The sequence below is a fragment of the Herbinix luporum genome, assembly GCF_900070325.1.
In the GTDB taxonomy this organism is placed as follows: domain Bacteria; phylum Bacillota; class Clostridia; order Lachnospirales; family Lachnospiraceae; genus Mobilitalea; species Mobilitalea luporum.
Window position 1 is genome coordinate 2,379,247 of record NZ_LN879430.1, and the last position, 25,641, is coordinate 2,404,887.

Below are 25,641 nucleotides of genomic sequence, written 5' to 3' on the forward strand. Positions count from 1 at the left end.
TGTTCCAATATTTTACCATGCATAGATTTAAGCGTCAAGTTACTTATTCTTATGTTTATACTACCCCATTTTTGAATATTCATCCTACCATACAAAAATAAGCCCAAAAGCTAATGCCTTTGGGCTTATTGTTTTATTTACATAAATCCGCTGTAAAATCTGGATTAATTGCATAGAAATTCTTTGAATCTAATTCCTCAGTTATTATTCTTAAGGCCTCACCAAATCTTTGGAAATGGTTGATTTCTCTTTGCCTTAAGAATTTAATAGGATCACATACATCATGATCATGGACAAGACGTAAAATATTATCATAGGTGGTTCTTGCTTTTTGCTCCGCTGCCATATTCTCAACCATATCGGTAATTGGATCACCTTTACTCTGGAAGAAGCAAGCATTAAAGGGTATTCCACCGGCAGACTGAGGCCACAGGGCCAAAGTATGATCTACATAATACCTTTCAAAGTTGCCTTCCATTATTTCTTGGGGTGTTAAATCTTTTGTAAGCTGATGGACAATAGCACTGACCATTTCCATGTGTGCCAGTTCTTCAGTCCCTATATCTGTAAGCACACCTGCCACTTTCCTGTTTTTTGTGGAATAACGCTGTGACAGATAGCGCATAGAAGCAGCAAGCTCACCGTCAGGGCCGCCAAACTGGCTTATTATTACCTGGGCCAGCCTGGGGTTACGTTGTTTAATATTTACAGGATATTGTAATCTTCTTTCATAACTCCACATATACTAGCACCTACCTTCCCATGGCCATGGTTCTTCTACCCAAGTCCATTTGTTTTTTACATCTACATCATAGCTGTTGATAGGTCCATAGCATTTTGTATATTCTTCAACAGCTTCATTTCTTACTCTCTCTACCTTCCTCCAATAATCTAAAGCTTCCTGGTCATTAGGATGGGTATCAAGATAGATTCTTAAATCATCCAAGACGAAGCTTGTTGCTGTAATACAAGCAAATAATTTTTCTCTATTTGTTCTATCCACCCTACTTACAACCCCTTCCATACCAGTCTTTATCCAATTCCTTAAATAAGGTTCCATTTTCTAGAGCAACAAACTCATTTTCATATAAGTCCCTAAAGCATTGCCAGGGAACATAACACATGCCTATTGGAAATCGTTCCGGTTTGAAATCATCTTCGCAATAGCTTCTTCTGTCTTTGTCACACCCACAATCTTTATCCGGATCATATTTTCCTACGATATCATCGCATACCGGCTGTGTCTGTCTATATGGTGTAGCATATCTACCGCGACCCGTGCTACGATACATCCGTCTCTCCATCTATATACTCCTTTCAATTTTTATCATCATTTAATACACTCTTTCGTTCTATATATCTTATGAAGCAAGGACAATTCTGTGCCTGTTTTTAGGTTAAAATCAAATTTAAAACACTGTCTTATCTGACTAAAATTTACTGTAATATTCTGCGCAAACAATTGACAATGAAACTTATTTCATATAATATTTAATTATCAATTTAATAAAGGCAGATAATAGGGTAAAGGGAGAAGACAAAATAATGTATCATTTTTTAATTAATCCAAATTCTAGCTCAGGAAAGGGAATTCGTTATTGGCAGATTATAGAGAAAGAGCTAGAAGTTCAGAATATTTCTTACACAGCAGACTTTACACAGTATGAGGGCCATGCCACAGAACTAGCCGAGGAAATCTGCCGTAAGTATAAAGGAATTAAAAATATAGTTGTTCTAGGTGGAGACGGTACTTTAAATGAAGTAATCAACGGAATAGACAATTATGACGAAGTGTTTTTAGGATATATTCCTTCAGGTTCCAGTAATGACTTGGCAAGAAGCCTTAAGATATCAAAAAAACCACTGAAGGCCTTATCAAATGTATTAAAACCCAATAAATTTACATATTTAGATTATGGTGAGATTACATACCATAAAAAAGAAGCTAAAAGCAGAAAATTTATATGTTCCAGTGGTACGGGATATGATGCCAGTGTATGTGTTGAAGTTCAGTCATCAGAGTTAAAAAAGAAATTAAACAGATTTGGTGCAGGTAAGTTTGTCTATCTTGCACTGGCTATTAAGCAATTATTTAAAGTTGATTTCTTAAATTCAACCATTCTCATAGATGGTATTAAGAAAGATCATTTTAAAAATGTACTTCTAATATCAGGTATGATACATCCATTTGAAGGCGGAGGTCTTATGATGGCTCCCGGTGCTGACCCTAGGGACGGTAAGTTAAACGTCTGTCTAGTCCATGGAATGCCTCAGGCTATTGTCATGTTGCTTTTACCTACCATAATCTTTGGTAAACATATTAAGCTTAAGACCGTAAAATACTTTAAGTGTTCCAGTATAGAGATTATATCAGATAGGGAAGCGGCAATTCATACTGACGGAGAAACCCCAGCCTTTAGTTCTCATATCAGCATTCGCTGCATTCCCAAAAAAATTCGTATGATATTATAATGAAAGCAGGTGTAACCATGAGAAAGCGCTCCTCTATGGAGTTATCCTCATTGATTATATTTTTAAGTATTATAAGCATAATATTACAGTTTGCAGCTTACTTGTTCTTTACTTCACCTTTTATTATTCTCGGAATTAGTAGTGTGGTTGTTATATTAAGTATACATATTCTATTAGAACAATCTTTAACCTATAAAGCTTGTACTTTGTATACCATTTTAACTTTGTTTATCTCTACTATTATTACTTTACTTATATATTTTGGGGCAGATACTAAACTTCTGCCTTTTACTAAAAGCTTACTTGGTATTCTTGCCCTTAATTGGCTAATACCGGTGATACACTGTTTTATACGCCATATGTTTGATTATGGATCAAGAATTGAACATTTCAATAGTTTCTATCGAAATGTTAATATTATATTTTTACTCTTTTATATTACAGTCCTTATATATATCTCATTTGGTCAGAAGACTTATCCAAGAATATACCCTATATTTGACAGTGTAAACTTTACTCCGTTTTGGACAAGTGCTACACAGATAGAGAATTATATTAATCATATGATACCTTTTAGTGACATATTTATCTATTTTATTAGCAGAATACTTATATATATGCCCTATGGCTACTATGGTATTTTGTTGCTTCGAAATACCTCCAAATTTATCTGGCTAATCTACTTACTCTTACTTCCATCTACAATTGAATTGATTCAGTATTTAATAATCCCTGGCAGATGCGACATTGATGACCTAATTTATGGCTTAATTGGGGGAGCAATAGGAGCATTATTATTCTATTTAACTAATGCCATCTATCGCTGGGTTTCAGGTAAAAATTTCCTGTCAAAGGGTTCAAAAGCCAGATATTCTAATAAGCCTCTGTATTTTTAAGCCAAAAATCCGTAAGCTTTAAAGACATCTCCGAAAGGTTTACCGGCTCAAAAGGAAACCATTCCCTAGGAAACAGCTGATAATACTGAGCCTTAAGAAATCTTTCGTCTAATAAAAGAATTGCCCCATGGTCCTCTTTGGTCCGAATTACTCTTCCGGCCGATTGTAGGACCTTATTCATACCCTGATATAGATAGGCATATTCAAAACCCTTGCCGACTTTTTCCTCATAATAAGACCGAAATAACTCTCTCTCATTACATACCATGGGCAGACCGGTTCCTACAACAACTACACCAATTAGCCTGCTATTTTTTAGATCAATTCCTTCACTAAATATCCCCCCCATAACACAAAAACCCACCCTGCTTGTTACAGGATTTTCTACAAATTCATCTAAAAATACTTCCCTCTCCTCTTCCGTCATATTAGCACTTTGTACTACAAGTCCTTCTATATCGTTCCCGGCCATATCAGCAATGGTTTGCAGCATTTGATAGGAAGGAAAGAAAACCATGTAATTGCCGGTTTTTGCCCTTGTAAATTCTTTAATATAATTTAAAATTTTACCATATTCCCTCTCATTTCTACGGGTATATTTTGTGCTTACATCCTTTGCCACCATTATAATCCTATTCTTTTTACTAAATGAGGAGGGAGCATATACGGCATAATCATCTTCTTTTCCTCCTAATTGTTCCTTATAGTACTTAATAGGAAGCAGGGTAGCTGAAAACAAAACCGCACTTCTCCCCTTCTCATAACATCGGCTTAAATTCCTTGAAGGATCCATACATTGTAGCTTAATCCGAAAATTATCTTCCTCATCATAATCTGTATAAATAGTATAGCAATCATCTAGGATTTCATATATGTTTAGGAAATGGCGAATATCCATATACAACTTTAGGATTTCTTCTCTTCCTTCTTCTAGTTTATAATCCTGCAGGTAGGCTTCGTACTCAGTCATTAATCCCATTAAATGAATATATAAGTCACCTATGTCATCCAATACCTCAAATTCATCACATTCTCTTTTTTTCTTCAGCAAATCCTTATTACATTTATCCAGCATTTTTATTAGCTTGGGAGCATGTCCTTTCACTAGAGATTTAACTTTAAGAAAATCATCCTTATACAAAATAGCACTATACATTTCCCTGGCTCTATCTACCAGGTTATGGGCTTCATCTATAAGAAATACATACTCTTCCTGCTTTTCATTAGCAAAAAATCTTCGAAGATAAACATTGGGATCAAAAACATAGTTATAATCACAGATAATAGCATCTGACCATAAGCTTATATCCAGAGACATTTCAAAGGGGCAAACCATATGTTTTCCGGCATAACTTAAAATTAAATCTCTAGAAATTTCATCCTCACTGGTTAACATATCATAAACAGCATCATTAACTCTGTCATAATGGCCTTTTGCCCTATTACAAGATATGGGATTACAGTCCGGCTTATCTAGGATGCAAATTTTTTCTTTAGCAGTAATAGTAGTAACTTTCATACTAATTCCTTGCTTCATCAGCAAGTGAAATGTATCTTCAGCCACGGTTCTTGTAATAGTCTTTGCAGTAAGATAAAAAATTTTAGAGCAAATACCCATTCCCATAGCTTTCACGGCAGGAAATATAGTAGATATAGTCTTACCTACTCCGGTAGGTGCTTCTATAAATAAATTTTTCTTTCTTAAAATTGTTCTATATACTCCGGTAACTAAGTCTTTTTGTCCTTTTCTATAGGGAAAGGGAAAATCCACTTTATTAATTTCTTCATCCCTTTTAATAATCCATTTCATCTGCCAAACTGCCCATTTAGCATATTCTTTAATTAGATTATTAAACCAGTCTGTTAACTGGTCTATCGAAAAAACTTCTTCAAAATGTTTTTGGCATTCTGACTCCATATTACAATAAGTTAGTCTTATACCAATTCTTTCATGATTATATTTGACAGCATAAATATAAGCATAGCACATGACCTGTGCCCGATGTACCAAAACAGGCTCCGTAAGAAGGTCTAAATCCTTATAAACCCCTTTTATCTCATCTACAGTAATCTCTGAGGCTTTAGTAATCTCCTCATTAGATATAAGAGCAGACATATAATTGATTTCATCTAAATTATTTTTAATAATTCCATCGGCTCTACCCTCAACAGTTAAATCGAAATTTACCTCTTTATAGTTAACAGGAACCGTTATACTAAGGGGAACTTCAGGGGTATAGTTTGCCCCCATCTGTTTTTGAATCTTTCTATGAATTCGGCTACCTGCCTGCATGGCCTCAACTTCATTTTTACTACTACGGGTATTATCAAGATCCCCTGACCGCATAATAAACTCTACCAGGTTTCTTACCGATATTTTAATCTCCTTTTTACTGTCGCCCATTTATAAATTCCTCCAAAACCTTGCCAATACAAAAATTTTTAAAATATTTGTATTTATATATATTACAAAAGACATCTTAAGAACCTAAGTTCCTAAGATGTCAATAATAAGCTGCTAGTATATTTATCTTATATAGTATAACATATGTACAGGTTAATTCCAAGAAAGCTTCTATCTAGTAATCTGAATAATCATCCTCGTCTAGCAGTCCATATTCATATTGTCTGGTCCAATTAGTCTTGGTATTTTTCTTACCCTTTATTTGACGTTTTTGTCTGCCAAAATCCTCCTCCAGCTGCTTTTTCTTAAGGGCTTTCTTTTCCCGTTCAAGCCGTTTTTTTACCTCATGTTTATCCGCTTGTAATTCCGGCGGAATTTTTTGATTCCTAGCTTCATTTTCTTTAGGCTTTGTTGCAGCCACCTAAATGTACCCCTCTCTTTTATATTATTACTGATATGGTTTTCCCACGTTTTTATTTTAAAATATTTTAATATAAAGTCAATATATTTTTTAATAAATATATCTTTTGCTTGCATTTTTTTCCTCAATCTGATACATTCTATTTATATTCCACTGATTCTTTTATCAGGGAAAAAATTAAAAAGCGAGGTAGTATTATGAGCGAACACATTCATAACGATAGCTGCGGATGCGGGCACGATCATTACCATGATATCATTACATTATCATTGGACGACGGAACCGAATTACAATGTATCGTCTTAGAAATCTTTACAGTAAATGATAAAGATTATATTGCCCTTCAACCTATAGAAGGAGAGGAAGAGGATAATGTATTCCTGTACCGTTTTATACAGGAAGATGAAAATGATGAGCCCCAGCTTCTTAACATCGAAGATGACGACGAATTTGAAGCTGTTGCTGATGCATTTGAAGAAATTCTTGATGAGCAAGAATTTGACGAGCTATTTGATGATGATGATTTTGAAGATGAAGAAGATGAGGAATAAATATAAACTCTCCGATTCTTTAATTAATAAGTAATTAAGGCTATTCCATAACTATAATTATGGAATAGCCTTATTAATTATTTCCCTTAAGTTCATTAATAAACCGTGAGGGTTCCATATCCTTGTTATAACGTTTTTTAGGGGAAAATATATAGAGATATTTCTTGGCTCTTGTTAAAGCAACATAAAATAACCTTCTCTCTTCTTCAATATCTTCAGGTAATAGGGCTTTTTTATGGGGAGTAATATCTTCATTGACATCCACAATAAAGACGGTTTCAAATTCCAACCCCTTAGAACTATGCATGGTCATTATTCTTATACCATCAATATTTTTATTAGTATTATGTTGAGCCTGTTTTTTAAGCTCCTCCTTATACTGTTTAATATATTCAAACCATTCAACAAAAGAATCAAATCCTTTTGTACCCTCCTGTATCTCATCTAGAACATCAATTAGTTCTTCTTCACTTAATCTCCTATCCTTTGCATATTCTTTAAGGAAATCCTCATATCCTACGGCTCTTCTGATATATTGAATTGCTGCATAAGGACTCATCCCTGCAAGCATTGCCAAATCATATTCCAGCTGATCTATTCTGTCTATCATCCACTCCTTATCTTCATAATAATTATAAAGATCTTCAAAATTAACCTGGGATGTATCAAAGCATTCCCGGCTTATATAGCGCTTTGGTCTGTTTATAATCCGAAGATACAGACCCCTGCCGTCTTCCCCCATAGCAATTCTCATATACGCAATTAAATCCTCGGTTATCCAATGGTCGTAGATATTAGGAATATTATCTCCGGCAAAAAAGGGAATATTATACTCCATCAGCTTATGAATAATGGCTCCGGCACCAAGATTGGTACGAACCAAAATAGCCATTTCTGACAAGGGTATCCCACTTTTAAAAAGCTTATAAATCTCCTCCACCAGTTTTATGTTTTGCTCCCCCATAGTTTCAAATTGGCAGCTTACCACCCTAGCTTCATCCTTTTTATGGGGCTTTAATGACTTTTCATAGCGAACCTTATTATTTGAAATCAATTTATTAGCAGTCTCTATAATCTTTATCCCTGACCTATAATTTATATTCAGAAATATTTTTTTGCAATTAGGATAGTCCTTAGGGAAATTAAGCATAATTTCCGGCCTTGCACCGCGAAATCTGTAAATAGACTGATCGTCATCTCCTACAATAAATAGATTGTTTCTAGGCTTTGCCAACAGTTTTATTATATCATACTGTAATATATTAATATCTTGAAATTCATCAATTAATATATATCTAAACTTATCCTGCCACAGCCTTAATATATCCTCTCTCTGTGATAATAGCTCATAACACAATAAAAGCATATCGTCAAAATCAATTCGGTTAGCCTGGCGAATTTTTTTGTTATATTCTTGATAAATTCTTCTGAAAACTTCATCTCCACAAGAGCTTGAATAATAGCTTGAAAGCTCTATCCTATTGCCTTTTACCATACTAATTTCAGATAAGATTTCAGCTATAAACTCCTTTTCATCATCATAACTAATTCCCATTTTATTAATAATGCTCTTAATGCAATTTATTCTTTCATCATCCTTGATAATATTATTAACACTCAAGTTATAGGCATATTTTAATATAGTGAAAAAAACACTATGAAATGTACCGAAGTTTACTGCGGTTTTTGATCTTTTCATGGTTTTTAGAAAACGATCCTTCATTTCTTTTGAAGCTGCCCTGGTAAATGTAATTACTAGGATATTTCCTTCAGAAATTTTGTGTTTATTTATTAAATATTTAGTTCGTTCAGTTATAACCAAGGTCTTTCCAGAACCGGGACCGGCTAAAACAAGCATAGGCCCATCCTTGTGTCCTACGGCTTCTTGCTGCGCCTGATTTAACATCATATAATTCTCCTTATTTTTTGATATCCGGATATAATCGAAAGAATATCAGATAAGCTTGATACAAGATACACACTTAAGAAAAGATAAAGATGGGGCTGTTTCATTTTCTGAAACAGTCCCACTGCTTAATATAAGAAATTAATAAACTAATTAATTATTTACTGCCTTAGACAGTTTATCGATGGCAATTCTAATACGCCTTAAGCTTTCTTCCTTACCAAGAAGGCTCATAATTTCATAAGCCCCTCCCGGAGTTGACTGTTTACCGGATACAGCGGTTCTTACCGGCCATAATCCTTGACCATTCTTTATTCCCTTTTCCTTAATATAAGACATAATTACTGTTTCTATAGAAGCCTCAGAATAATCATCAAGAGCCTCAAATCTAGGTAAAAGTTCTGTCAGTACGGTAAGTGAACTTTCGAAACTTGTCTTCATCTTTTTGTGGACAAACATAGATATATCATAATCCGGTAGCTCATCAAAGAAATCTATTAAATCCCCTATATCACATAAGGTCTCTATTCTGGTCTTTACCAAACTGGCTATTCTTCTAAAATCCATCTCTTTTTTTATCGCAGCTTTAATATAGGGTAGGGCCATCTCATAGAATCTGTCTTCATCCATCATCTTAATATATTCACCGTTCATCCAGCGCAACTTAACAATATCAAATACAGCCGGTGCTTTATTGATATTCTTATAATCAAATTCCTGAATAAGTTCCTCTAAGGACATGATTTCTGTGTTTTTAGGTGAACTCCAGCCAAGTAAAGCCACAAAATTCACGATAGCCTCGGATAAAAAGCCCTGTTCTATTAAATCTTCATAGGAAGAATGACCACTACGCTTACTTAGTTTCTTGTGATTTTCATCGGTAATTAGGGGCAGGTGAACGTAAACAGGTTCCTCCCAGCCAAAATCCTGATAAAGTCTTGTATACTTAGGAGTAGATGACAAATATTCATTTCCTCTTACAACATGTGTAATATCCATCAGATGGTCATCTACAACATTGGCAAAATTATAAGTGGGGTAGCCGTCTGATTTAATAAGAATCATATCATCTAGCTCCTCATTATCAACGGTAATCTCCCCAAAAATAGCATCATAAAATGTGGTTGTTCCCTCTACCGGGTTATTCTGACGAATTACATAGGGTATTCCTGCTGCCAGTTTTTCTTCAACTTCCTCCTTAGACAGGTGTAGGCAATGTTTGTCATATTTTGTAATCTCTTTAACCTCATCATCCTCACCTTCAGAAGTGCTTCCCACTGCCTTTTTTAATGAAGCCAAACGATCCTTGTCGCAGAAACAGTAATAAGCCGCTCCTTTTTCTATCAGCTTCTTAGCATATTCCAGATAAATACCACTTGCCATACGTTCACTTTGAACATAAGGGCCATAACCTCCGTCCTTATCAGGACCCTCATCATGGATAAGGCCGGTTCCTTCCAGTGTACGATATATAATATCAACTGCTCCTTCTACATAACGTTCCTGATCAGTATCCTCAATTCTTAAAATAAAGCTTCCGCCCTCATGCTTTGCAATTAAATACTCATATAATGCTGTTCTTAAATTACCAACATGCATTCTTCCTGTGGGACTAGGAGCAAATCTGGTCCTAACTTTACTCATGTCAATCTTCCTCTCTGTTTCCTTATTTTCTATCTATAATGTCTATAACATATTATTATACTGGTTAATCTCCTCATTAATTAAATTTAGGAACTGATCCGAACCAAATATTGATATTATAAATACTAATATAATAAAAACTATAAGTATATACACCAAAGTAGCCCTAGCCCAATTTTTTCTACTTTCAGAAACATTACGACTAAAAGACCATACTATTAACAAAACAAAAAATATAATGGAACCTACTAAAGGGATAAATAAAATCAAATAAGTACCAAGCCAATCAAAAAAAGAAACTGGTTTATCATTCTGATTTATAATAACTTCTTTTGTCACAGGAGGAGGTGAGGGTTTCGTATGGTAATCACTTCCGCCAAAATCATTTCTACTTCTAATAGAAGCCCCGCAATATTCACAAAAATTAGCTTCCTCATTTTGTATTGATTTTCCACAGGTATTACATATCACTTATCTCACCTCTTTTTATATTTTTTTAATTATACCATATTTAATTCAAAAATCAATTATACTCTATTATCTTACCGTCTTCCTATGAGAAAAGAGGGTAACTAATTTTCTAGATACCCTCTTAATCTTATTTTCCTTGTTTAGTTTTCTGTTCTCATAGCCTCAATGGCACTGATTTTTGTTGCCCGTCTTGCAGGAAAATATCCGGAAAGCAATCCCACAATTATAGATATACCAAGCCCCAATAATGGCAAATATATGGGGATAATCGAATATGTAGCTTCAATATCACCCATAGCTGCTCCTCCGGTCATTAATGCACCAAAAAGAGGCTGACCGTACTTGTTAATAAGAAAGGAAGCAAGATAACTAAATCCTACACCTATAACTCCCCCCATAAACCCTATCATGCCTGCTTCAAAGAGGAATAATAATCGGATATCCTTAACGATACATCCTAGAACCTTCATTATTCCAATCTCCTTGGTTCTTTCGTATATAGACATAACCATGGTATTGGCAATACTTATGGCTGACACGAACATGGAGACAGCACCTAGGAAAAAGAATATCAGTTGCAATGTTTTTGAGGCTTCAATGGTCGGTTGAAGAAATTGAATTAAACTTTCAGATTGAAAGCCCATTTCACTTATTTTGTCCTGTACTTCTTCCACATTATCAATGTTATCTACATTTAGCTGTATTTCTTGATAATCATCTAGAAGCTTCAATGCCTTCTTCCTATCCTCTACAACAAGTGTATCACAGTATTTGCGATATGCCTTTTCAAAGTAATCCAAATCCATATATATATTATAGTCATAGTAAGATTTGGATTCTTCCATCTTAGCTATATTTGTTATAGGAAGTACAAATTCTTTTTTTCGTTCATTTCTTCTGTATTGTCCATACTCTCCGCTAAACTTATATGCTAGCCTATCTCTTTCTAAGTCAATCTCCTTAGTCTTTCCCATCCTATCCCAACGCCCACCTTCATAAAATGGCTCCGGCATATTATAACCAAAAATCACCGTGCTATTATCTTCTACAGTGGGGTATTCACCAAATGTTAAATCAGGAAATTCAAAAGCACTAAATGCTTCCATATCCATGGCAATTATATTTGCATAGCTTATATACTTTCCCGAAATAAGATTTCCATCATAATATGAAATAACTGGGGTTACTGTTTTAACATGATCTAAAGCTTTAAACTGTTCCACTAATTTTCTATCCAACTTCTGAGTTTTTTCTCCAAGCCAGTTACCCTCATCATCAGTTATATAGCTCCATTTTCTTACGGTTATGGCAGTAAGGCTTCCATATTCTTTAACTTGAGTTTCAAAGCTTTTATCCATACCGTATCCGATAGAAATTGTTATAATAATGAATAAACAGCCGATAACAACCCCCAAAACTGTCAGGATAGTTCGTACTTTCCTTCTAAACAGGTTTCTTAAACCCATTGTTAACAAATCGCTAATCCTCATATAAATCAATTCCTTTTTTGATTTTCAACTTGGCCAGTAAAGCACCAAGAACAATGCTTACGGCTAGTACAGCCGCCGAAATTCCAATAACAAATGGCCAAGAGGAAAGCAAAGGATCTTTTACCTGTCCCATCCCGGTTTCCATAGTAGGATCCATAAACTCACCTTCAAAAAAACCTGAATCCATATATTCTTCCCCAAGACCCAAATCCATCTGTTCTCCTTCTTCTAAATTTGGATCTATAATCATACCATCATCTACACCTTCTTCAAAGGATTCAGGGGTGACACCTTCTTCACCGGTAATACCCTCACCCTCTAAGTTCATATCTGTTTCAGCTTCTTCCAAATCCCCCTCTAAAGAACTATTATTTATATCAATATCTGTAGTTATACCCTCATCTTCAGTTATAGGTTCTTCAACATTTGTTACAGTATTTGCCTCATCGGTAGTTACCGGTGCATTCCTTCCAATTAAAACTAATTCACTCATAAAATCCTCCATTCCTATAAGCTAATATAGCTTATTGATACATTTCCTCTTCCTTTTTTAGAAGTCTGCTCTTATATAAGCTAATAATAACCTTTCTGGTCACAGGTACAAATATTGCAAATATGGCAACCTGTATTAAGATAAAGGCCCATGTGGGAAGGATAGCTTTCTTAGGCTCGGGTATCATAGGATTAAATACGTCACTTCCCTCATCAAATCCCGGATCCCAGGTCATTTCACCCATAACCGTAGTCTCAAATTCCTTTGTATAAACTTGTTCATCCCCATTGCTGTCTTCATATGTAATCTTAACAATTCCCTGTGCCATACCTTCTATATTTGGTATTACTTCAAACTCGGCAGATGAACTTTCACCGGCATTAACATTTCCTATAAAGTACATATTACCGCTGGTACTTGTAAAGTCACCTTCTATAGTTGCTATTACATTGTTCAAGGTGGATTTTCCCATATTAAAGAAATCAAAATATACAGTTGCGGGATTTCCCATTACTACTTGACCGTCATATGAATATACCTGTACATAATCAACTACAGGTCTGGCATTTTCAACAACCTGTAAGGTTAATTCATGTTCCTCTTTTTCTCCGATTTGACCGGTAGTAGGATTAGGCTCAATTCCGTCATATTCGTATTCGATTGATACTGTTAAGGGATAAGCAAAAGTTGCCGCATCCGATTTAGCCTTCAGCTCCAAGGTATTAGATACTGTTTCTCCCGGTCCTATTTTACTGACAAAAAAGCTATTGCTTCCTTGAGTAACAGTAAATATCTCTGACTGATCTTGTGGTGATTTACCGCTGACTGATATAATAATATTCTTAGCCGCCACTGAAGAATGGGTATTTCTTACTTCAAAATTGAAATTAAATACAGAACCGGCTTTAATCACTTCAATATCAGCATTGTAATCACTTACAATCAGCCTTGGCTTGCTGGCACTACCCAAATCATTTTCTACATTTAGTACCGGAATATCTACTTTATCACTACCCCCTGCATAGCTGTATCCTATGGTAAGGGTATTTAAACCCTCTTGAATGTTCTCCGATAACTTAAGGGGGATAGTTATTCTCTTAGTTGCTCCGGCCTTAAGCTCACCGATATATTTGTAAGGGTCAGATTCAACCGGAATAAATGTATCACCGGACAGATCTTGTAATCCAATTTTAAGGTCACTTAAACCGATGGAACTTTTATTCTCCATATCAAAGGAAACTTCCAGCCTTCCCCCGGCCACAGGCTTACTGGGACTTTGCTTAACATTCTTTACCACTATAACTGGGGTTCCGTCTTGGCTTATACCCTCTGCTTCGATAAAGGGATATATGGTTACGGGAGCCTTATATTCCACCCCTTGTTGGTCAAAATAAACCAGATTAAGCTTTAATTCCTTTAATCCCCCTTTTGCCTCCTTTGAAATAGTAAGGGGAACTTCCACTTTAATAGTGTTATTAGATTTTATATTTTTTAATTCTATGTAATCTGTATAATAATTTTTAATAAAATTCTCTGTTCCAATACTGGATTCATCCACAGAAAGACGGGGTCTGTAAGCTGTATTGGCACCGTCATTTTTTATTTCTAAAACCAATCCTAGCTTTTCACCGGGTTTGGCTTTATTGGTATAATTAAATTTACCCAAAACAAGGTTAGGGCTACTGTCGTTTGCCTTTAAACTTATATAAATATCTTGACTGTCGGTTATATTCTCCCCTTCCTCCGATTTGTATGTTAGATTTACAGTTATAGTATTCATACCGGGGCTTGCCGTGGGCAAAATACGAATAGGAAGATTTATCGGCACTTCCTTTTTGCTGGCCACATCCTCCACCTTAATTTTTTTAGTGGAATAGCCGGCTACCATACCTGACTCGCCATAATCTATACTTACATACACATTTCTTGCTGTAATTTCACCCTCGTTTTTTACTGTAAAGGATAAATTCATATTCTTTCCGATTGTTGTATTATCATAAGTTACTTTATTAACCGTTAACTGGGCCGGTTCCTTTTCCTGAAGTATCTGTGTATTTACAACAAGCTCTGTCGTAACTTTTTCATCTCCCGGTGAAGTACCGTAAATATTCAGCTTAATAGGATAATTTCCTATCTTAGCGGTCTCTGCAACGGTAACATCAAACTCTACATACTGGTCTAGGAATTCATAAATTATATTCATCGGTACATCTATTCCGTTTGTTCGAAGTACCGGCTGTGATACGGTATATGGGGTACCAGTGGCATCGGCTAAAATAATCGGTGAACTTATATAAGAACCTACCGCTCTAATGGGCACTTTTACCTTGGTTGTCTCACCGGGTACCAGTACAATAATCTCCGGATCAGGATTAATTACATGAACTTCCTGTGCAGCTGCCGGCTTGCTATTAGCTAAAACAAAAGTCAGTAATAGCAAGGCCGATAAAAAACATGTTACGAACCTTTTTGTATTTTTCTTCATCCAATATCCCTCAACTTCCTTAATAATTTCTTATAGCTTGATTTTCATAATTTCACAATTTCATAATTTCATTTTTAATATTATCCAGAACTTCCCGCAGGCAAAACCTCTGGTTTAAAATTTTCATCAGTCTGCTTTATATCCGAAACATCTGCATCTAGGGTTGTTTCCGACTTAATTTCTGTGATTTCTTGGATTTTCCCGTCAAGGATATGAATAATTCGATCCGCATATTTTGTCAAATTCGGATCATGGGTTACCATTACAATGGTCTGCTTATTTGCCTTTGCCATCTTCTTAATAATATCCATTACTTCCCTACTTGTTTTTGAATCCAAATTACCGGTAGGCTCATCGGCAAATACAATTTCAGGATTGCTGACAAAAGCTCTGGCTATACCGACTCTTTGTTGCTGTCCTCCACTCATTTCCTTGGGTTTATGCTTTATGCGATCTCCCAATCCAACATTTATTAGCATTTCCTTTGCCAATTTGCGCCTTCGCTTTGGGTTCATATGTTTGAATACCAAGGGTAGTTCTACATTCTCCAGGGCAGTCATGGAATTTAGGAGATTATAAGATTGAAAAACAAAACCCAATGTATTTTGTCTAAATTTAGCCAGCCCTTTCTCACTCATTTTATGTATATTATGGCCTTTTATTGTAATTTGCCCCCCCGAAAGCTTTTCAATTCCAGCCATTAGGTTTAGTAATGTGGATTTACCGGAACCTGATGCACCATACAAACAGCAGAACTCTCCTTTTTTTATGGAGAAACTTACATCATCAACTGCCGTAATCCGTTCCTTACCCATACGATATATTTTTTTTGCATTCTTAACTTCTATGATATATTCCTGTTTGCTATTCATTTTGCACCTTCCTACATTTTAGGCAAAATCAGTGCCACTATTATGTTACAATTTTTTTACAATTCTTCTTGTAATACCTGCTAGTTATAACATTTTCCTTAACTGCTAAATATTAGACGACATAGAATGTTAATAAGATTCATTAAAAAGATAAAAAAAATAAAAACACTTTAAGAATTACTTTTATCCTTTTCCCCAATGGTTTTTTTCTCAATTCTATTATCTATAAATTTAACAAAGACCAACTTAATATAAGCACCTACCGGAACTGCCAGAAGCATACCTAAAAAGCCGCCGATTGCACTTCCAAAAATCAAAGATATAATTATGATAAGAGGATGTATTTGAATGGAACGGCTAAGTAGCTTAGGCCCTATAAAGTTTCCGTCAATAAATTGGATAATGATAAGTATAATGATGGAAATAACCAGTTTATTCATTTCCCCATTCATGAGACAAACAATTGTTGTACTAATATAGGCGATAATCGGTCCAAAATAGGGAATAAGATTTCCAATCCCTGCAAAAATCCCAATAACTAAGGAAAACTTAACACCGGTTATAGACAGTACTAAGCTTATTAATATCATCATAACAAAGGCATCAGCTAACTGTCCCCTTATATATCCGGAGAATGCATAATCCAAATCATTTAATATAACCGATATTTTGTTATTGGTTTTTTCTGATAAAAGGGCATAGGAAGTCCTTTTTAAAAATGACTTGAACTTTTTTCCATCTATTATAAAATAAAAGCCAATAATAAAGCTAAATACTATGGTAGTAAAGTATCCTGATATATTTGAAATTGAATTTACAATACTTTGACCTACATCATTTAAGGAGTTTATAATTACCGTCAAGGTTTCCTCCAAGTATTGCTCAAACTGATTAGAGCCAATATCCAGTTTTTCAAGGTATTGTAATATGAAATATATATATCCCTCAATACTCCTAATGTAACTTTCTACCAATTCTATAAAGTCATCAAAATTTGCCAGTCTAAGCTGATCCGTCACACTATAAATCAACAGGGAAATTAAGCCGGCAATTGCAATAAATAAAAGCACAACAGATATAACTGCCGCCCAGGTTCTTTGTCTTTTCATTTTTTTAAATAATTTGCTTTTATGAAATTTCTGCTCAAAAAAAACCACAACCGGTTCTATAAGGTATGCAAATACAAAACCTAAAATAACAGGCTTAATTACTCGCAGAACCCAGCTTACCCTTCCCATTAAATCCTTTAAAATTGCAGGTGCATTTTTTGCTATAAGAGAAAGTATATATATGACTATTGCAGTAAATATTGCATATAGGGATATCTGCAAATATTTACGATTAAATCGGTCTCTTAGTTTCATTGGTCTTTATTATCCCCTTTCCCTAAACTAAAATTTATCTTATGTTCCTAAACCACCTTATCAAAAGTTCCTACCCTCCCCGATAAATCTAATATTTTAATTCTAAAACCACCCCCTGTTTCTTAATATATATTTTTCTACTTTGTGAATAGTATAACACGCTTTTTACATTTTTGTATATATTTTGTAAAAAATAGTTAGAAAAATATTTTAATATATGTCCTTTTAATCCATGGCAATTTATCATATATTCGCTGAAATAAATTATTATAAAATTCCTCAACCACCATATATTCCATTGGAGTAATTATTTCCCTTCCAAATCTGGCTTTTCTTATAATCTCCATAGATTTTTCAAAATCATTTAAAATAGCTTTATTAAATTGTTTCTTAACATATTCCTCATTATCTTCCAAGTATTTAGATTTTGCAGGAAGCTTATTACTGATAATTAACAACAGCTCTATCTTTCTATAAAGTCCTAAGGCCTTTTTGCTATGATTTTCACAATCATCTATTTTCTTCTTATTTGAAAGGCGTATATAATATAATATGGCACTAGCCCCAAGAATAAGAATTAAAATAAATACCAGATACCAAGCAAAATTTGACTTGGAATTATTCTTATTATCATTTAATTTTGCAGCCTTATTATTTTTTTCTTCCTTTTGTGTCGGTATAATCTCTTCATCTGGAGCCTCTGTGGGACTTGGAGTAGCTGGTGTAGGACTTGGAAGATTAGTTGGGGATGGAGAATGAATATTATTTATGGCCTCCTCTGACAAATGGTCCATATTGCTTACAATTTCTACGTAATCTTCCATACCAGAATCCCTGGTAAATTCCACGGGAATCCATCCAAATCCATCATAATATACTTCTACCCAAGCATGAGCATTATAGTCTTTAACAGTGATTTCTACCATAATGTCATCCTGGTTAATATCAGATATATCTGAACGGTTAATTGCATACCCTTCAACATATCTAGCGGGATAACCCATGGTTCTTAGCATTAACGCTCCTGCTGAGGCATAGTGGGCGCAGTAGCCTAGTTTATTTTCATACAAAAAGTACTCTACAAAATCTTTACCCTTTGGAAGTCTACCGGGAGAAAGGGTGTAGCTAGTGGTACTTTCCAGATAATTCTTGATATAGGTTATGGCGTCAGCAAGATTTTCTGCTTCTTTGCCTACCGCTTCTTTTGAAAAATCATTTTTTAATCTATCAAGTCCTTCCTGGGGAAGTTTGGTATAGGTTTCATATACAAAGGATCTATATTGCTCTTCATTTTTTTTAAATTGAGATAAATAAACTTCTAAATCCCCTGCATTCCATAACAATTCATTATAACTATTTATAAGATTATCATTTACGGTCAGATTATAACAGTAATCAAAACTTTCAGCTTTTATCTTCTTATCAGATATAACAGCCAAGTCATAATCAAATATAATATCATTATTATTTTTAAACCACGTAAAATAAGGAGCATAGACATATTTGCTATTTGCTCTTAAATAGGTAATATCTATACTTCCTTGTAATATAAATAATCGGTAGGCTAACTGATTTAATAAAATAGAACTTCCTATGGCTGGTTCAAATTCCCTGGCAGATATTTTTGAAATCATATTTTCATAGTTTTCTTTTATATCCTTTGTATGGGTATCCCACCTATTTCCTGTGTATACACTTCCTATATACCCCTTTAAGTATATACCTTCCATAACAGAATCAAGGGGAGCCCTTATTTGTAAATGCTCTGAATTATCATAGGTTACTTGATCTACTTTTCCTAACTGGCCTAAGCTTAATCCCCCTGCACTTGATGAGCTACCGGATCCAATACTAAGCCCTGCTTCAGCAAATTTATCAGAGATGTCTTGGGCGGAAAAATCCATCATAAAATTTTGTATTTTGGATTTTGCTATTGTAATTTTCTCATAGGCATTATATTTTTCAAGGGGAACAAAAAGTCTTACTATAAAAAATAATAGAAGACCCAAAAGACAGACCACTATAGCAGTTCTTATATTGATGCGGTATACCATGCTCTTTTCGACTTTATTACTATTCTTGTGTGAATAATCCATATTTCCTAAGAGACCATTAGATATGGATATGAAAAGCAGGATAAGAATTTGAGCAATAGTAGGTATCTCAGGTGGAGTATCTCCCATGGCAAAGCTTACAACCAAAGGTATTGGCATAAGTAAATAACATAGCCAATCTAATTTATTGCGCAATAAAGATAAGGTAATAATACCGATTATGGGTATAATAATTATAAGCAGTAAATAAGTAATATCCCTTTGAACATACGAATAATCTGCCAGATAACGAAAAGGGGGGAAATCATAATATTCGCTGGCTTTATTAATGATTGCATTCTCCAAAAGATAGAAACCGTTCAATAATTGCTTGCGCCCATAATGTAGTAAAGCTCCATATGTTACAAGGAAAAAAACAAATTTAATCAAATCATATTTGGGATATAAAATCATAAAGAAAAAAACACAAGAGGAAATAATTATTCCAAGTATTAATAAACTGTCTAAAATCCTTAAATTAAAGCATTTGATAAAGATTTCTAAAAAACAATATCCTCCAATCAGAACAGAAAAAAATTGCAACACTCTCATATGATAAGGAAATCTTCTTTGATTTTCCTCTGATATATAAATAGTACTATCAAATACAATACCATTCTTATTCTTTCTCATCTACCCACCACACTTCTAACTAAGCTTAAACTCTTCTAAATCCCTTTTAATATTAGTAGGATTTATAGACAATAAACCCATTCCCTTTTCTTTGATTCTACTTACTAAGTCTGTTGTTATCTGCATATCCATAACAATTTGGTCATTGTCCTGCCTATACATATCTAAACTATTGCTATCATCTATATATAATATCTGCCTGTTTATTGCATTAATAAAAACTAGAGAATCTAGTTTTTGGTCACAAAGTTTATTTGTTACATAAAATAAATCCGTATACTGCTCATTGGGATATTCTGCATAATACATAGCTGCTAAATTATTATCCTGTTTGTAAGAGCCTGAATTAAGCAGCCCATCAACTGCTTCAAATAAATCTTTTTCATTAACGATTCTTACTCTTTTACATTCACCATGGACTTTATCATACCAGGCCAGATAATGAATATAACCCTTTAACATAAATGTAAAAGATAAAGACAAAGCACACTCTAATATGGCATCTACTATCTTAAGCATATCCTCCCCTTGGGGATTTTCTATATCAACAAATACTACCAAGGAGCAGTTTAGAGGTTCGCTAAACTCCTTTATCATTAGTTGATCCTGTTTTAAGCTCAGTTTCCAGTGAATCCTTTGAAGCCTGTCCCCTTCTCGGTATTGTCTAATAGCAAATACCTCTGAGGGATCATCACCACTTTTTACAGTTGAATAAGAATCACTTTCTATCTGCATCTTAGAGCAATTCTCAAGAAAATCCTCGGTTAATTCATAATAGTAGGGTAGAATAGCTACCTGTACACTATTAAGATCTTTTTTACATAATGAAAATATCTTTAAATAATCAAAAACCTTAATTTTTGAAAGAGAAATTACTAAATTACCCGTATGAAAGGATTTTAAGTTACAGGTTACAGTGGTAGTTGTCCTATTATCAATAGACACAAAAAAATCCTGCTTTTTAACTATATTTGAAAAAGTGTTATAGTAACTAATTGTTATACATAAATTGGCAATCGGAAAGATGGTAGGGTTATGAAGCTGTATGGATATAGGGATAGCCTCGCCCTTATTTAACACATGTGCAACCGAAGTCATTTCATAAGAAAGCCTTCTATGAACATAAAATAGAATAGCAAATAATAATAAAGGAAAAATTACAATAGTAAGAAATAGGATTCCCATAAAATATTCATTATATAAAATAGCCAGAAATCCCATCATAATAAGGATTAGTATATATCTTATTTTATTCCGTAACATTTTCCACCTTCTAATAATAACTTTCTACATACTTTGCTGATCTTCCACTGGAGATTTTAGGTGGCTTAACAATTCTTAAGATATCATCAAGAAGGTTATCCACTGTAATATTATTCACCCTTGCTTTAGCCTTTAGAATTATCCTATGGGCAGCCACATCCTTAAAGAAACACTGAACATCACTGGGTATCACATAATCTCTTCCGCTTAAAAAGGCAGCAGCTTTAACCATATTCATTAAAGCTAAGCTTCCTCTTGGACTAACTCCCAGTTCAATTAGGGGATTTTCCCTTGTCTGCTGTACCAATAGGGTTATATATTCATATATGGAATCGTGTATGTATACCTCTTCCACCATATTTTGCATTCTTAATATATCATCTTGTTCTACAACCTGAACTACCTTATCTAATGGATTAGAATTTTGTCTTTCTTTAAGGATTCCTATTTCACTTTTAATATCAGGATAACCTATAGATAATTTCACCATAAACCTATCCAGTTGTGATTCAGGCAGCATCTGGGTACCGATAGAGCCAATGGGATTTTGTGTAGCCATAACCACAAAGGGTTTAGGCACATCCCTGGTCACACTATCAACCGTAACCTTTCCCTCTTCCATTACTTCTAGCAAGGCAGATTGAGTTTTACTGGAAGTTCGATTAATCTCATCTGCCAAAAGCAAATTACACATTACTGCACCGGGTTTATACTGATAGCTTTGTCCATCTTTAGTCAACAAATGAAAACCTACTACGTCCGTAGGCAATACATCCGGCGTAAATTGAAGCCTATTATGCTTAAGAGCCATGGCTTTTGAAAACGCTAAGGCCATGGTAGTTTTACCCACTCCGGGATTATCCTCTAACAAAATATGTCCCTTTGCCAAAATAGCCGTAAGAACCTTACTAATGATAATTTTTTTCCCAATTACCACCTTATTTACTTCATTCATAATCTGATTTGCTTTATTATAAGTATTATTATAAGCTTCCATCCAGCTACTCCTATCTTAGTATTTTGAAATTTATTATAACATATTTTTACTATAATTCAATTAAAGTCTATACCAATATCTAAAATTCTATAAGCTCTGTCTTTTTATTTATATAATGGGTTTACATGGGACTAATTATGGTATATAATTCCATTATTAGGCAAAATATATTTATAAATTTTGACAGATTTTATAAATAAAAATTGTACAAACCTGTGGAAAATATAAGCTTTCTATTGACTTATCTACAAAATTGTTTAAAATAATCATCATGAGAATACAATGGAGGTAGCAAAGTGAACAAATCAAAAAAAACAATAAAAGGTACACAAAAAAATAATAAGAAACATATTACAATTAATCCAAAGATATGGGTTATAATTGGATCAGTATTAGGAGTTGTCTTAATTGCTGCTCTTTTATTTGATCAATTATATAAAAGACCATTAGTAACTATTGACGGTAAAAAGTATTACCTTGAGGATTTGACCTACTATTTCTACTATACCGAATCTAGCTATGATTATATAAATCAGATGTATGGTGGAGGTTATTGGGATTCCCCCCATTACGAAGCCACAAATATGACGGTTCGTGATTACGCAAAATTAGAAACACTTAATACTGTTATTCGTTATGAAGTAATGTATAACGAGGCCATGGATAAGGGATATACTTTAACTGACGAAGAAATCAAGAAGATTGACGAGGATATTAATTCTCTCTTAAATGACCAAGGATTAAGTGATAAAATAATAAAAAAGAACGGTTTCACAGAAGAATATTTAAAAAATGTTATGACAAAGAATACACTGGCAAACCGTTACGAACAGGATATTATAGACACATTTGATATTGATGAGGAAGCTATTAAAGCTGAGTTTGATTATGAAGAATACAGACAATATGATATAGAGTACCTTAATATCTCAACGGTAGTCTATGATGAGGAGAAAGGTAGCAATGTACCTGTTAGTGAAGATGATAAAAAAGCTGCTCTTGATAAAATCACCTCATTTCGAGAAAAGGCTCTAAATACCCAGGATTGGTCAACATTAATTCCTGAGGATGAAGAGCAAGTCCGATATAGCGAATCCAACTTCCTTGCTAAGGATACCTTCTTTTCTGAGGACTTTAAAAATACTGTAATGGCTATGGATAATGGAGAAATAAGCGAAGTTATTGAAACAGATGATTCCTATTATGTGGTTCGAATGGTAAATAATAATTCTTCAGAAAGATATGACAGCGTTGTAGAAGAGGCTATACAAAAGAAGGAAAATGAATTGCTTACAGAGGAATATAATAATAATATTCTTCCTAACCACACCGTTAAGTTACACAACAATGCAATCCGTAATTTAAGAATGGGTCGTCTTACCTTAGCTGATTAGTATTTCAAATATTATGCATAATATCTAATTTTCCAGAAATAATAAATAGTGACCTGTTCACTTCAATGGAAAGGAGATATTATGGCAAAAAACAAGAATAACAAACCTAAAAATTCCAGTAAAAATGCAAAAAGTAAAACTCAAGCTAAAAACTCAGTTAAGAACACCCACGCTGAGGTAGCGGATGATTCTCCAGGTCGTAGCGGTCCCGGAGGAAATTAAAAATTTTAGATTGAAATTAAAATGAGTCTGAGATACATGGCTATCCTAACTAGGGATAGGCCTATGATATTACAGGCTCATTTTATCATATAAAAATAAATACTGGTAATTTGAATTATAAGTGATATAATTGAGTACAAAATTTAAGTATCCACATTTGTATTATCCTATATTACAAAGGAGAGGAACATATGAATATAATAATTGTAGGTTGTGGTAAAGTAGGGGCTACCCTTGCGGAACAACTTAGTAAAGAAGGACATGATATTGTTGTTGTAGACAAGAAAAGTGCCCCTGTAATAAGCATAACAGAAACACTGGACATAATGGGAATTGTGGGTAGCGGAACCAGTTACCGTATCCTAATTGAAGCAGGGATTGAAAAAGCTGATCTTCTGATTGCAGTAACAGGCTCAGATGAACTTAACCTGCTATGCTGTCTGATTGCCAGAAAAGCCAGCAAGTGCCATACAGTTGCTAGGGTCCGTAATCCCCAGTATAATGACGAGATTGATTTTATTAGGGAGGAAATGGCTCTATCAATGACAATAAACCCCGAGCTAGAAACCGCCCTTGAAATGGAAAGATTAATTAAGATTCCTTCTGCAGTTAAAATTGAACCTTTTGCTAAAGGCAAGGTTGAACTTTTAAAATTTCATATACCCGAACATTCCATCCTAGATGGAATGAAGGTCATGGATCTATCACATAGGCTTCAATGTAAGCTGTTAGCCTGCGTGGTAGAGCGAGGCGAGGAAGTATATATCCCTTCAGGAAGCTTTGAACTTAGGTCCAAGGATACTATATCTATTATTGCTACACCAGAAAATGCTATCGACTTTTTTCAAAGGGCCGGTATCTTAATAAACAATATTAAAAATGTGATGATTATAGGAGGCAGCACCATAGCTGAATACCTTGCACAAAGGTTGTCTAGATCTGATATTAATTTAAAAATAATAGAACAAAACCTGGAAAGATGTGAGGAGCTTAGTGAGCTACTGCCACATGCAAGCATTATTAATGCCAATGCTACAGACAGAGATGTTCTTTTAGAAGAGGGTATTGAAGATATGGATGCTTTTGCAGCCATAACAAACTTTGATGAAGAAAATATAATATTATCCCTATATGCAAAAAAACATTCACATGCAAAAATTTTCACTAAAATAACCAGATTAACCTATGACGATATTATCGCCGATATGCCCCTTGGTATTATTATAAACCCACAGCTGGTTACAGCAGATAGCATCCTTCAACATGCAAGGACAATGGAAAACCCAACGGGCTGCAACGTTGAAGTATTATACCGGATTAACGATAAAGTGGAAGCTTTAGAGTTTTACACCGGTAAGAATGCAAAACTTGTAGGTATTCCCATAGAAGAACTATCCTTAAAGCCTAATATACTTATTTGCGGTATTAATCGATATGGTGAAATTATTATTCCAACCGGGAAGGATTATATAGAAGAGGGAGATACCGTTATAATCGTAACTACTAATCCAGGTTTGAATGATTTAAATGATATAATATTATAGTGCTGTGCATCTTATGTTTACAGCAC

Annotated in this window: 22 protein-coding genes; 6 read left to right on the forward strand and 16 right to left on the reverse strand. The window is 34.3% G+C overall.

What is annotated here, in order from left to right; translation table 11 throughout:
* Positions 1–133 precede the first annotated feature (133 nt).
* From SD1D_RS11030 to SD1D_RS12505, 3 genes are read right to left on the reverse strand one after another with little or no spacing between them, the layout of a single operon-like run.
* Positions 134–742 carry a manganese catalase family protein gene (locus SD1D_RS11030; RefSeq protein ID WP_058258958.1) on the reverse strand — a complete coding sequence of 203 codons (609 nt, stop codon included), beginning with the start codon at positions 740–742 and terminating at the stop codon, positions 134–136.
* A gap of 3 nt (positions 743–745) precedes the next feature.
* Positions 746–1,003 carry a spore coat protein CotJB gene (locus SD1D_RS11035; protein WP_058258959.1) on the reverse strand — a complete coding sequence of 86 codons (258 nt, stop codon included), beginning with the start codon at positions 1,001–1,003 and terminating at the stop codon, positions 746–748.
* A 1-nt stretch (position 1,004) separates the two neighbouring features.
* Complete coding sequence (locus SD1D_RS12505; protein ID WP_058258960.1) at positions 1,005–1,304, reverse strand: spore coat associated protein CotJA; 300 nt, start codon at positions 1,302–1,304, stop codon at positions 1,005–1,007.
* Between the two features lie 241 nt (positions 1,305–1,545).
* Between SD1D_RS12505 and SD1D_RS11045 the strand changes: the two genes are divergently transcribed.
* Positions 1,546–2,472: a diacylglycerol/lipid kinase family protein gene (locus SD1D_RS11045; protein ID WP_058258961.1), complete on the forward strand. Its 927-nt coding sequence runs from the start codon at positions 1,546–1,548 to the stop codon at positions 2,470–2,472.
* Between the two features lie 17 nt (positions 2,473–2,489).
* A complete protein-coding gene (locus SD1D_RS11050) occupies positions 2,490–3,368 on the forward strand; it encodes a VanZ family protein (RefSeq protein WP_058258962.1) in 879 nt (292 codons plus the stop codon).
* On the opposite strand, the gene SD1D_RS11055 is transcribed toward SD1D_RS11050, so the two are convergent.
* Both SD1D_RS11055 and SD1D_RS11060 read right to left on the reverse strand, forming a co-directional pair.
* The gene (locus tag SD1D_RS11055) at positions 3,346–5,772 is read right to left on the reverse strand and encodes an ATP-dependent DNA helicase (RefSeq protein ID WP_058258963.1); all 2,427 of its coding nucleotides are present in this window, start codon (positions 5,770–5,772) and stop codon (positions 3,346–3,348) included. The genes SD1D_RS11050 and SD1D_RS11055 overlap by 23 nt on opposite strands.
* 175 nt (positions 5,773–5,947) lie before the next feature.
* On the reverse strand, positions 5,948–6,193 hold the full coding sequence (locus SD1D_RS11060) for a hypothetical protein (protein ID WP_058258964.1): 246 nt from the start codon (positions 6,191–6,193) through the stop codon (positions 5,948–5,950).
* Positions 6,194–6,390: 197 nt separating this feature from the next.
* Here SD1D_RS11060 and SD1D_RS11065 point away from each other — a divergent pair, with 197 nt between their 5' ends.
* Positions 6,391–6,744: a DUF1292 domain-containing protein gene (locus tag SD1D_RS11065; protein WP_058258965.1), complete on the forward strand. Its 354-nt coding sequence runs from the start codon at positions 6,391–6,393 to the stop codon at positions 6,742–6,744.
* Positions 6,745–6,817: 73 nt separating this feature from the next.
* Here SD1D_RS11065 and SD1D_RS11070 read toward each other — a convergent pair whose 3' ends face one another.
* From SD1D_RS11070 to SD1D_RS11120, 11 genes are all read right to left on the reverse strand, one after another.
* Complete coding sequence (locus tag SD1D_RS11070; protein ID WP_058258966.1) at positions 6,818–8,653, reverse strand: ATP-dependent helicase; 1,836 nt, start codon at positions 8,651–8,653, stop codon at positions 6,818–6,820.
* A gap of 150 nt (positions 8,654–8,803) precedes the next feature.
* Positions 8,804–10,294, reverse strand: coding sequence for a glutamate--tRNA ligase (gltX, locus tag SD1D_RS11075; protein WP_058258967.1), 1,491 nt, complete (start codon positions 10,292–10,294; stop codon positions 8,804–8,806).
* Between the two features lie 42 nt (positions 10,295–10,336).
* A complete protein-coding gene (locus tag SD1D_RS11080) occupies positions 10,337–10,765 on the reverse strand; it encodes a zinc-ribbon domain-containing protein (protein ID WP_058258968.1) in 429 nt (142 codons plus the stop codon).
* 140 nt (positions 10,766–10,905) lie between these two features.
* Positions 10,906–12,231 (reverse strand): ABC transporter permease, encoded by a 1,326-nt coding sequence (locus SD1D_RS11085; protein ID WP_242955280.1) that lies wholly within the window; start codon positions 12,229–12,231, stop codon positions 10,906–10,908.
* Positions 12,232–12,244: 13 nt separating this feature from the next.
* The gene (locus SD1D_RS11090) at positions 12,245–12,748 is read right to left on the reverse strand and encodes a hypothetical protein (RefSeq protein ID WP_058258970.1); all 504 of its coding nucleotides are present in this window, start codon (positions 12,746–12,748) and stop codon (positions 12,245–12,247) included.
* Positions 12,749–12,779: 31 nt separating this feature from the next.
* Positions 12,780–15,233: a COG1361 S-layer family protein gene (locus tag SD1D_RS11095; RefSeq protein WP_058258971.1), complete on the reverse strand. Its 2,454-nt coding sequence runs from the start codon at positions 15,231–15,233 to the stop codon at positions 12,780–12,782.
* An 80-nt stretch (positions 15,234–15,313) separates the two neighbouring features.
* Positions 15,314–16,105, reverse strand: coding sequence for an ABC transporter ATP-binding protein (locus SD1D_RS11100; protein ID WP_087758911.1), 792 nt, complete (start codon positions 16,103–16,105; stop codon positions 15,314–15,316).
* Positions 16,106–16,275: 170 nt separating this feature from the next.
* On the reverse strand, positions 16,276–17,469 hold the full coding sequence (locus SD1D_RS11105) for an AI-2E family transporter (protein ID WP_058258972.1): 1,194 nt from the start codon (positions 17,467–17,469) through the stop codon (positions 16,276–16,278).
* Positions 17,470–17,666: 197 nt separating this feature from the next.
* Entirely contained in the window at positions 17,667–20,195 is a 2,529-nt protein-coding gene (locus SD1D_RS11110) for a transglutaminase-like domain-containing protein (RefSeq protein ID WP_058258973.1), read from the reverse strand.
* Positions 20,196–20,210: 15 nt separating this feature from the next.
* Positions 20,211–21,458 (reverse strand): DUF58 domain-containing protein, encoded by a 1,248-nt coding sequence (locus SD1D_RS11115; protein WP_058258974.1) that lies wholly within the window; start codon positions 21,456–21,458, stop codon positions 20,211–20,213.
* 10 nt (positions 21,459–21,468) lie between these two features.
* Positions 21,469–22,455, reverse strand: coding sequence for an AAA family ATPase (locus SD1D_RS11120; protein ID WP_058258975.1), 987 nt, complete (start codon positions 22,453–22,455; stop codon positions 21,469–21,471).
* Between the two features lie 296 nt (positions 22,456–22,751).
* On the opposite strand from SD1D_RS11120, the gene SD1D_RS11125 reads away from it, so the two are divergent.
* The 3 genes from SD1D_RS11125 (at position 22,752) to trkA (ending at position 25,615) form a co-directional block, all read left to right on the forward strand.
* Positions 22,752–23,849, forward strand: coding sequence for a peptidyl-prolyl cis-trans isomerase (locus SD1D_RS11125; protein WP_058258976.1), 1,098 nt, complete (start codon positions 22,752–22,754; stop codon positions 23,847–23,849).
* Positions 23,850–23,930: 81 nt separating this feature from the next.
* Positions 23,931–24,071, forward strand: a complete 141-nt coding sequence (locus SD1D_RS12215) for a hypothetical protein (protein WP_157893124.1) — start codon at positions 23,931–23,933, stop codon at positions 24,069–24,071.
* A 191-nt stretch (positions 24,072–24,262) separates the two neighbouring features.
* Positions 24,263–25,615 (forward strand): Trk system potassium transporter TrkA, encoded by a 1,353-nt coding sequence (trkA, locus tag SD1D_RS11130; RefSeq protein WP_058258977.1) that lies wholly within the window; start codon positions 24,263–24,265, stop codon positions 25,613–25,615.
* The last annotated feature ends 26 nt before the right edge of the window (positions 25,616–25,641 follow it).

Excerpts from the sequence above, each read along its gene's own strand:
- SD1D_RS11030 (WP_058258958.1), bottom strand. The coding sequence starts at position 742 with ATGTGGAGTTATGAAAGAAGATTACAATATCCTGTAAATATTAAACAA.
- SD1D_RS11090 (WP_058258970.1), bottom strand. The coding sequence starts at position 12,748 with ATGAGTGAATTAGTTTTAATTGGAAGGAATGCACCGGTAACTACCGAT.
- SD1D_RS11120 (WP_058258975.1), bottom strand. The coding sequence starts at position 22,455 with ATGGAAGCTTATAATAATACTTATAATAAAGCAAATCAGATTATGAAT.
- SD1D_RS11105 (WP_058258972.1), bottom strand. The coding sequence starts at position 17,469 with ATGAAACTAAGAGACCGATTTAATCGTAAATATTTGCAGATATCCCTA.
- SD1D_RS11050 (WP_058258962.1), top strand. The coding sequence starts at position 2,490 with ATGAGAAAGCGCTCCTCTATGGAGTTATCCTCATTGATTATATTTTTA.
- SD1D_RS11110 (WP_058258973.1), bottom strand. The coding sequence starts at position 20,195 with ATGAGAAAGAATAAGAATGGTATTGTATTTGATAGTACTATTTATATA.
- SD1D_RS11095 (WP_058258971.1), bottom strand. The coding sequence starts at position 15,233 with ATGAAGAAAAATACAAAAAGGTTCGTAACATGTTTTTTATCGGCCTTG.
- SD1D_RS11115 (WP_058258974.1), bottom strand. The coding sequence starts at position 21,458 with ATGTTACGGAATAAAATAAGATATATACTAATCCTTATTATGATGGGA.
- trkA (WP_058258977.1), top strand. The coding sequence starts at position 24,263 with ATGAATATAATAATTGTAGGTTGTGGTAAAGTAGGGGCTACCCTTGCG.
- SD1D_RS11085 (WP_242955280.1), bottom strand. The coding sequence starts at position 12,231 with ATGGGTTTAAGAAACCTGTTTAGAAGGAAAGTACGAACTATCCTGACA.
- gltX (WP_058258967.1), bottom strand. The coding sequence starts at position 10,294 with ATGAGTAAAGTTAGGACCAGATTTGCTCCTAGTCCCACAGGAAGAATG.
- SD1D_RS11100 (WP_087758911.1), bottom strand. The coding sequence starts at position 16,105 with ATGAATAGCAAACAGGAATATATCATAGAAGTTAAGAATGCAAAAAAA.
- SD1D_RS11065 (WP_058258965.1), top strand. The coding sequence starts at position 6,391 with ATGAGCGAACACATTCATAACGATAGCTGCGGATGCGGGCACGATCAT.
- SD1D_RS11045 (WP_058258961.1), top strand. The coding sequence starts at position 1,546 with ATGTATCATTTTTTAATTAATCCAAATTCTAGCTCAGGAAAGGGAATT.
- SD1D_RS12215 (WP_157893124.1), top strand. The coding sequence starts at position 23,931 with ATGGCAAAAAACAAGAATAACAAACCTAAAAATTCCAGTAAAAATGCA.
- SD1D_RS12505 (WP_058258960.1), bottom strand. The coding sequence starts at position 1,304 with ATGGAGAGACGGATGTATCGTAGCACGGGTCGCGGTAGATATGCTACA.
- SD1D_RS11070 (WP_058258966.1), bottom strand. The coding sequence starts at position 8,653 with ATGATGTTAAATCAGGCGCAGCAAGAAGCCGTAGGACACAAGGATGGG.
- SD1D_RS11055 (WP_058258963.1), bottom strand. The coding sequence starts at position 5,772 with ATGGGCGACAGTAAAAAGGAGATTAAAATATCGGTAAGAAACCTGGTA.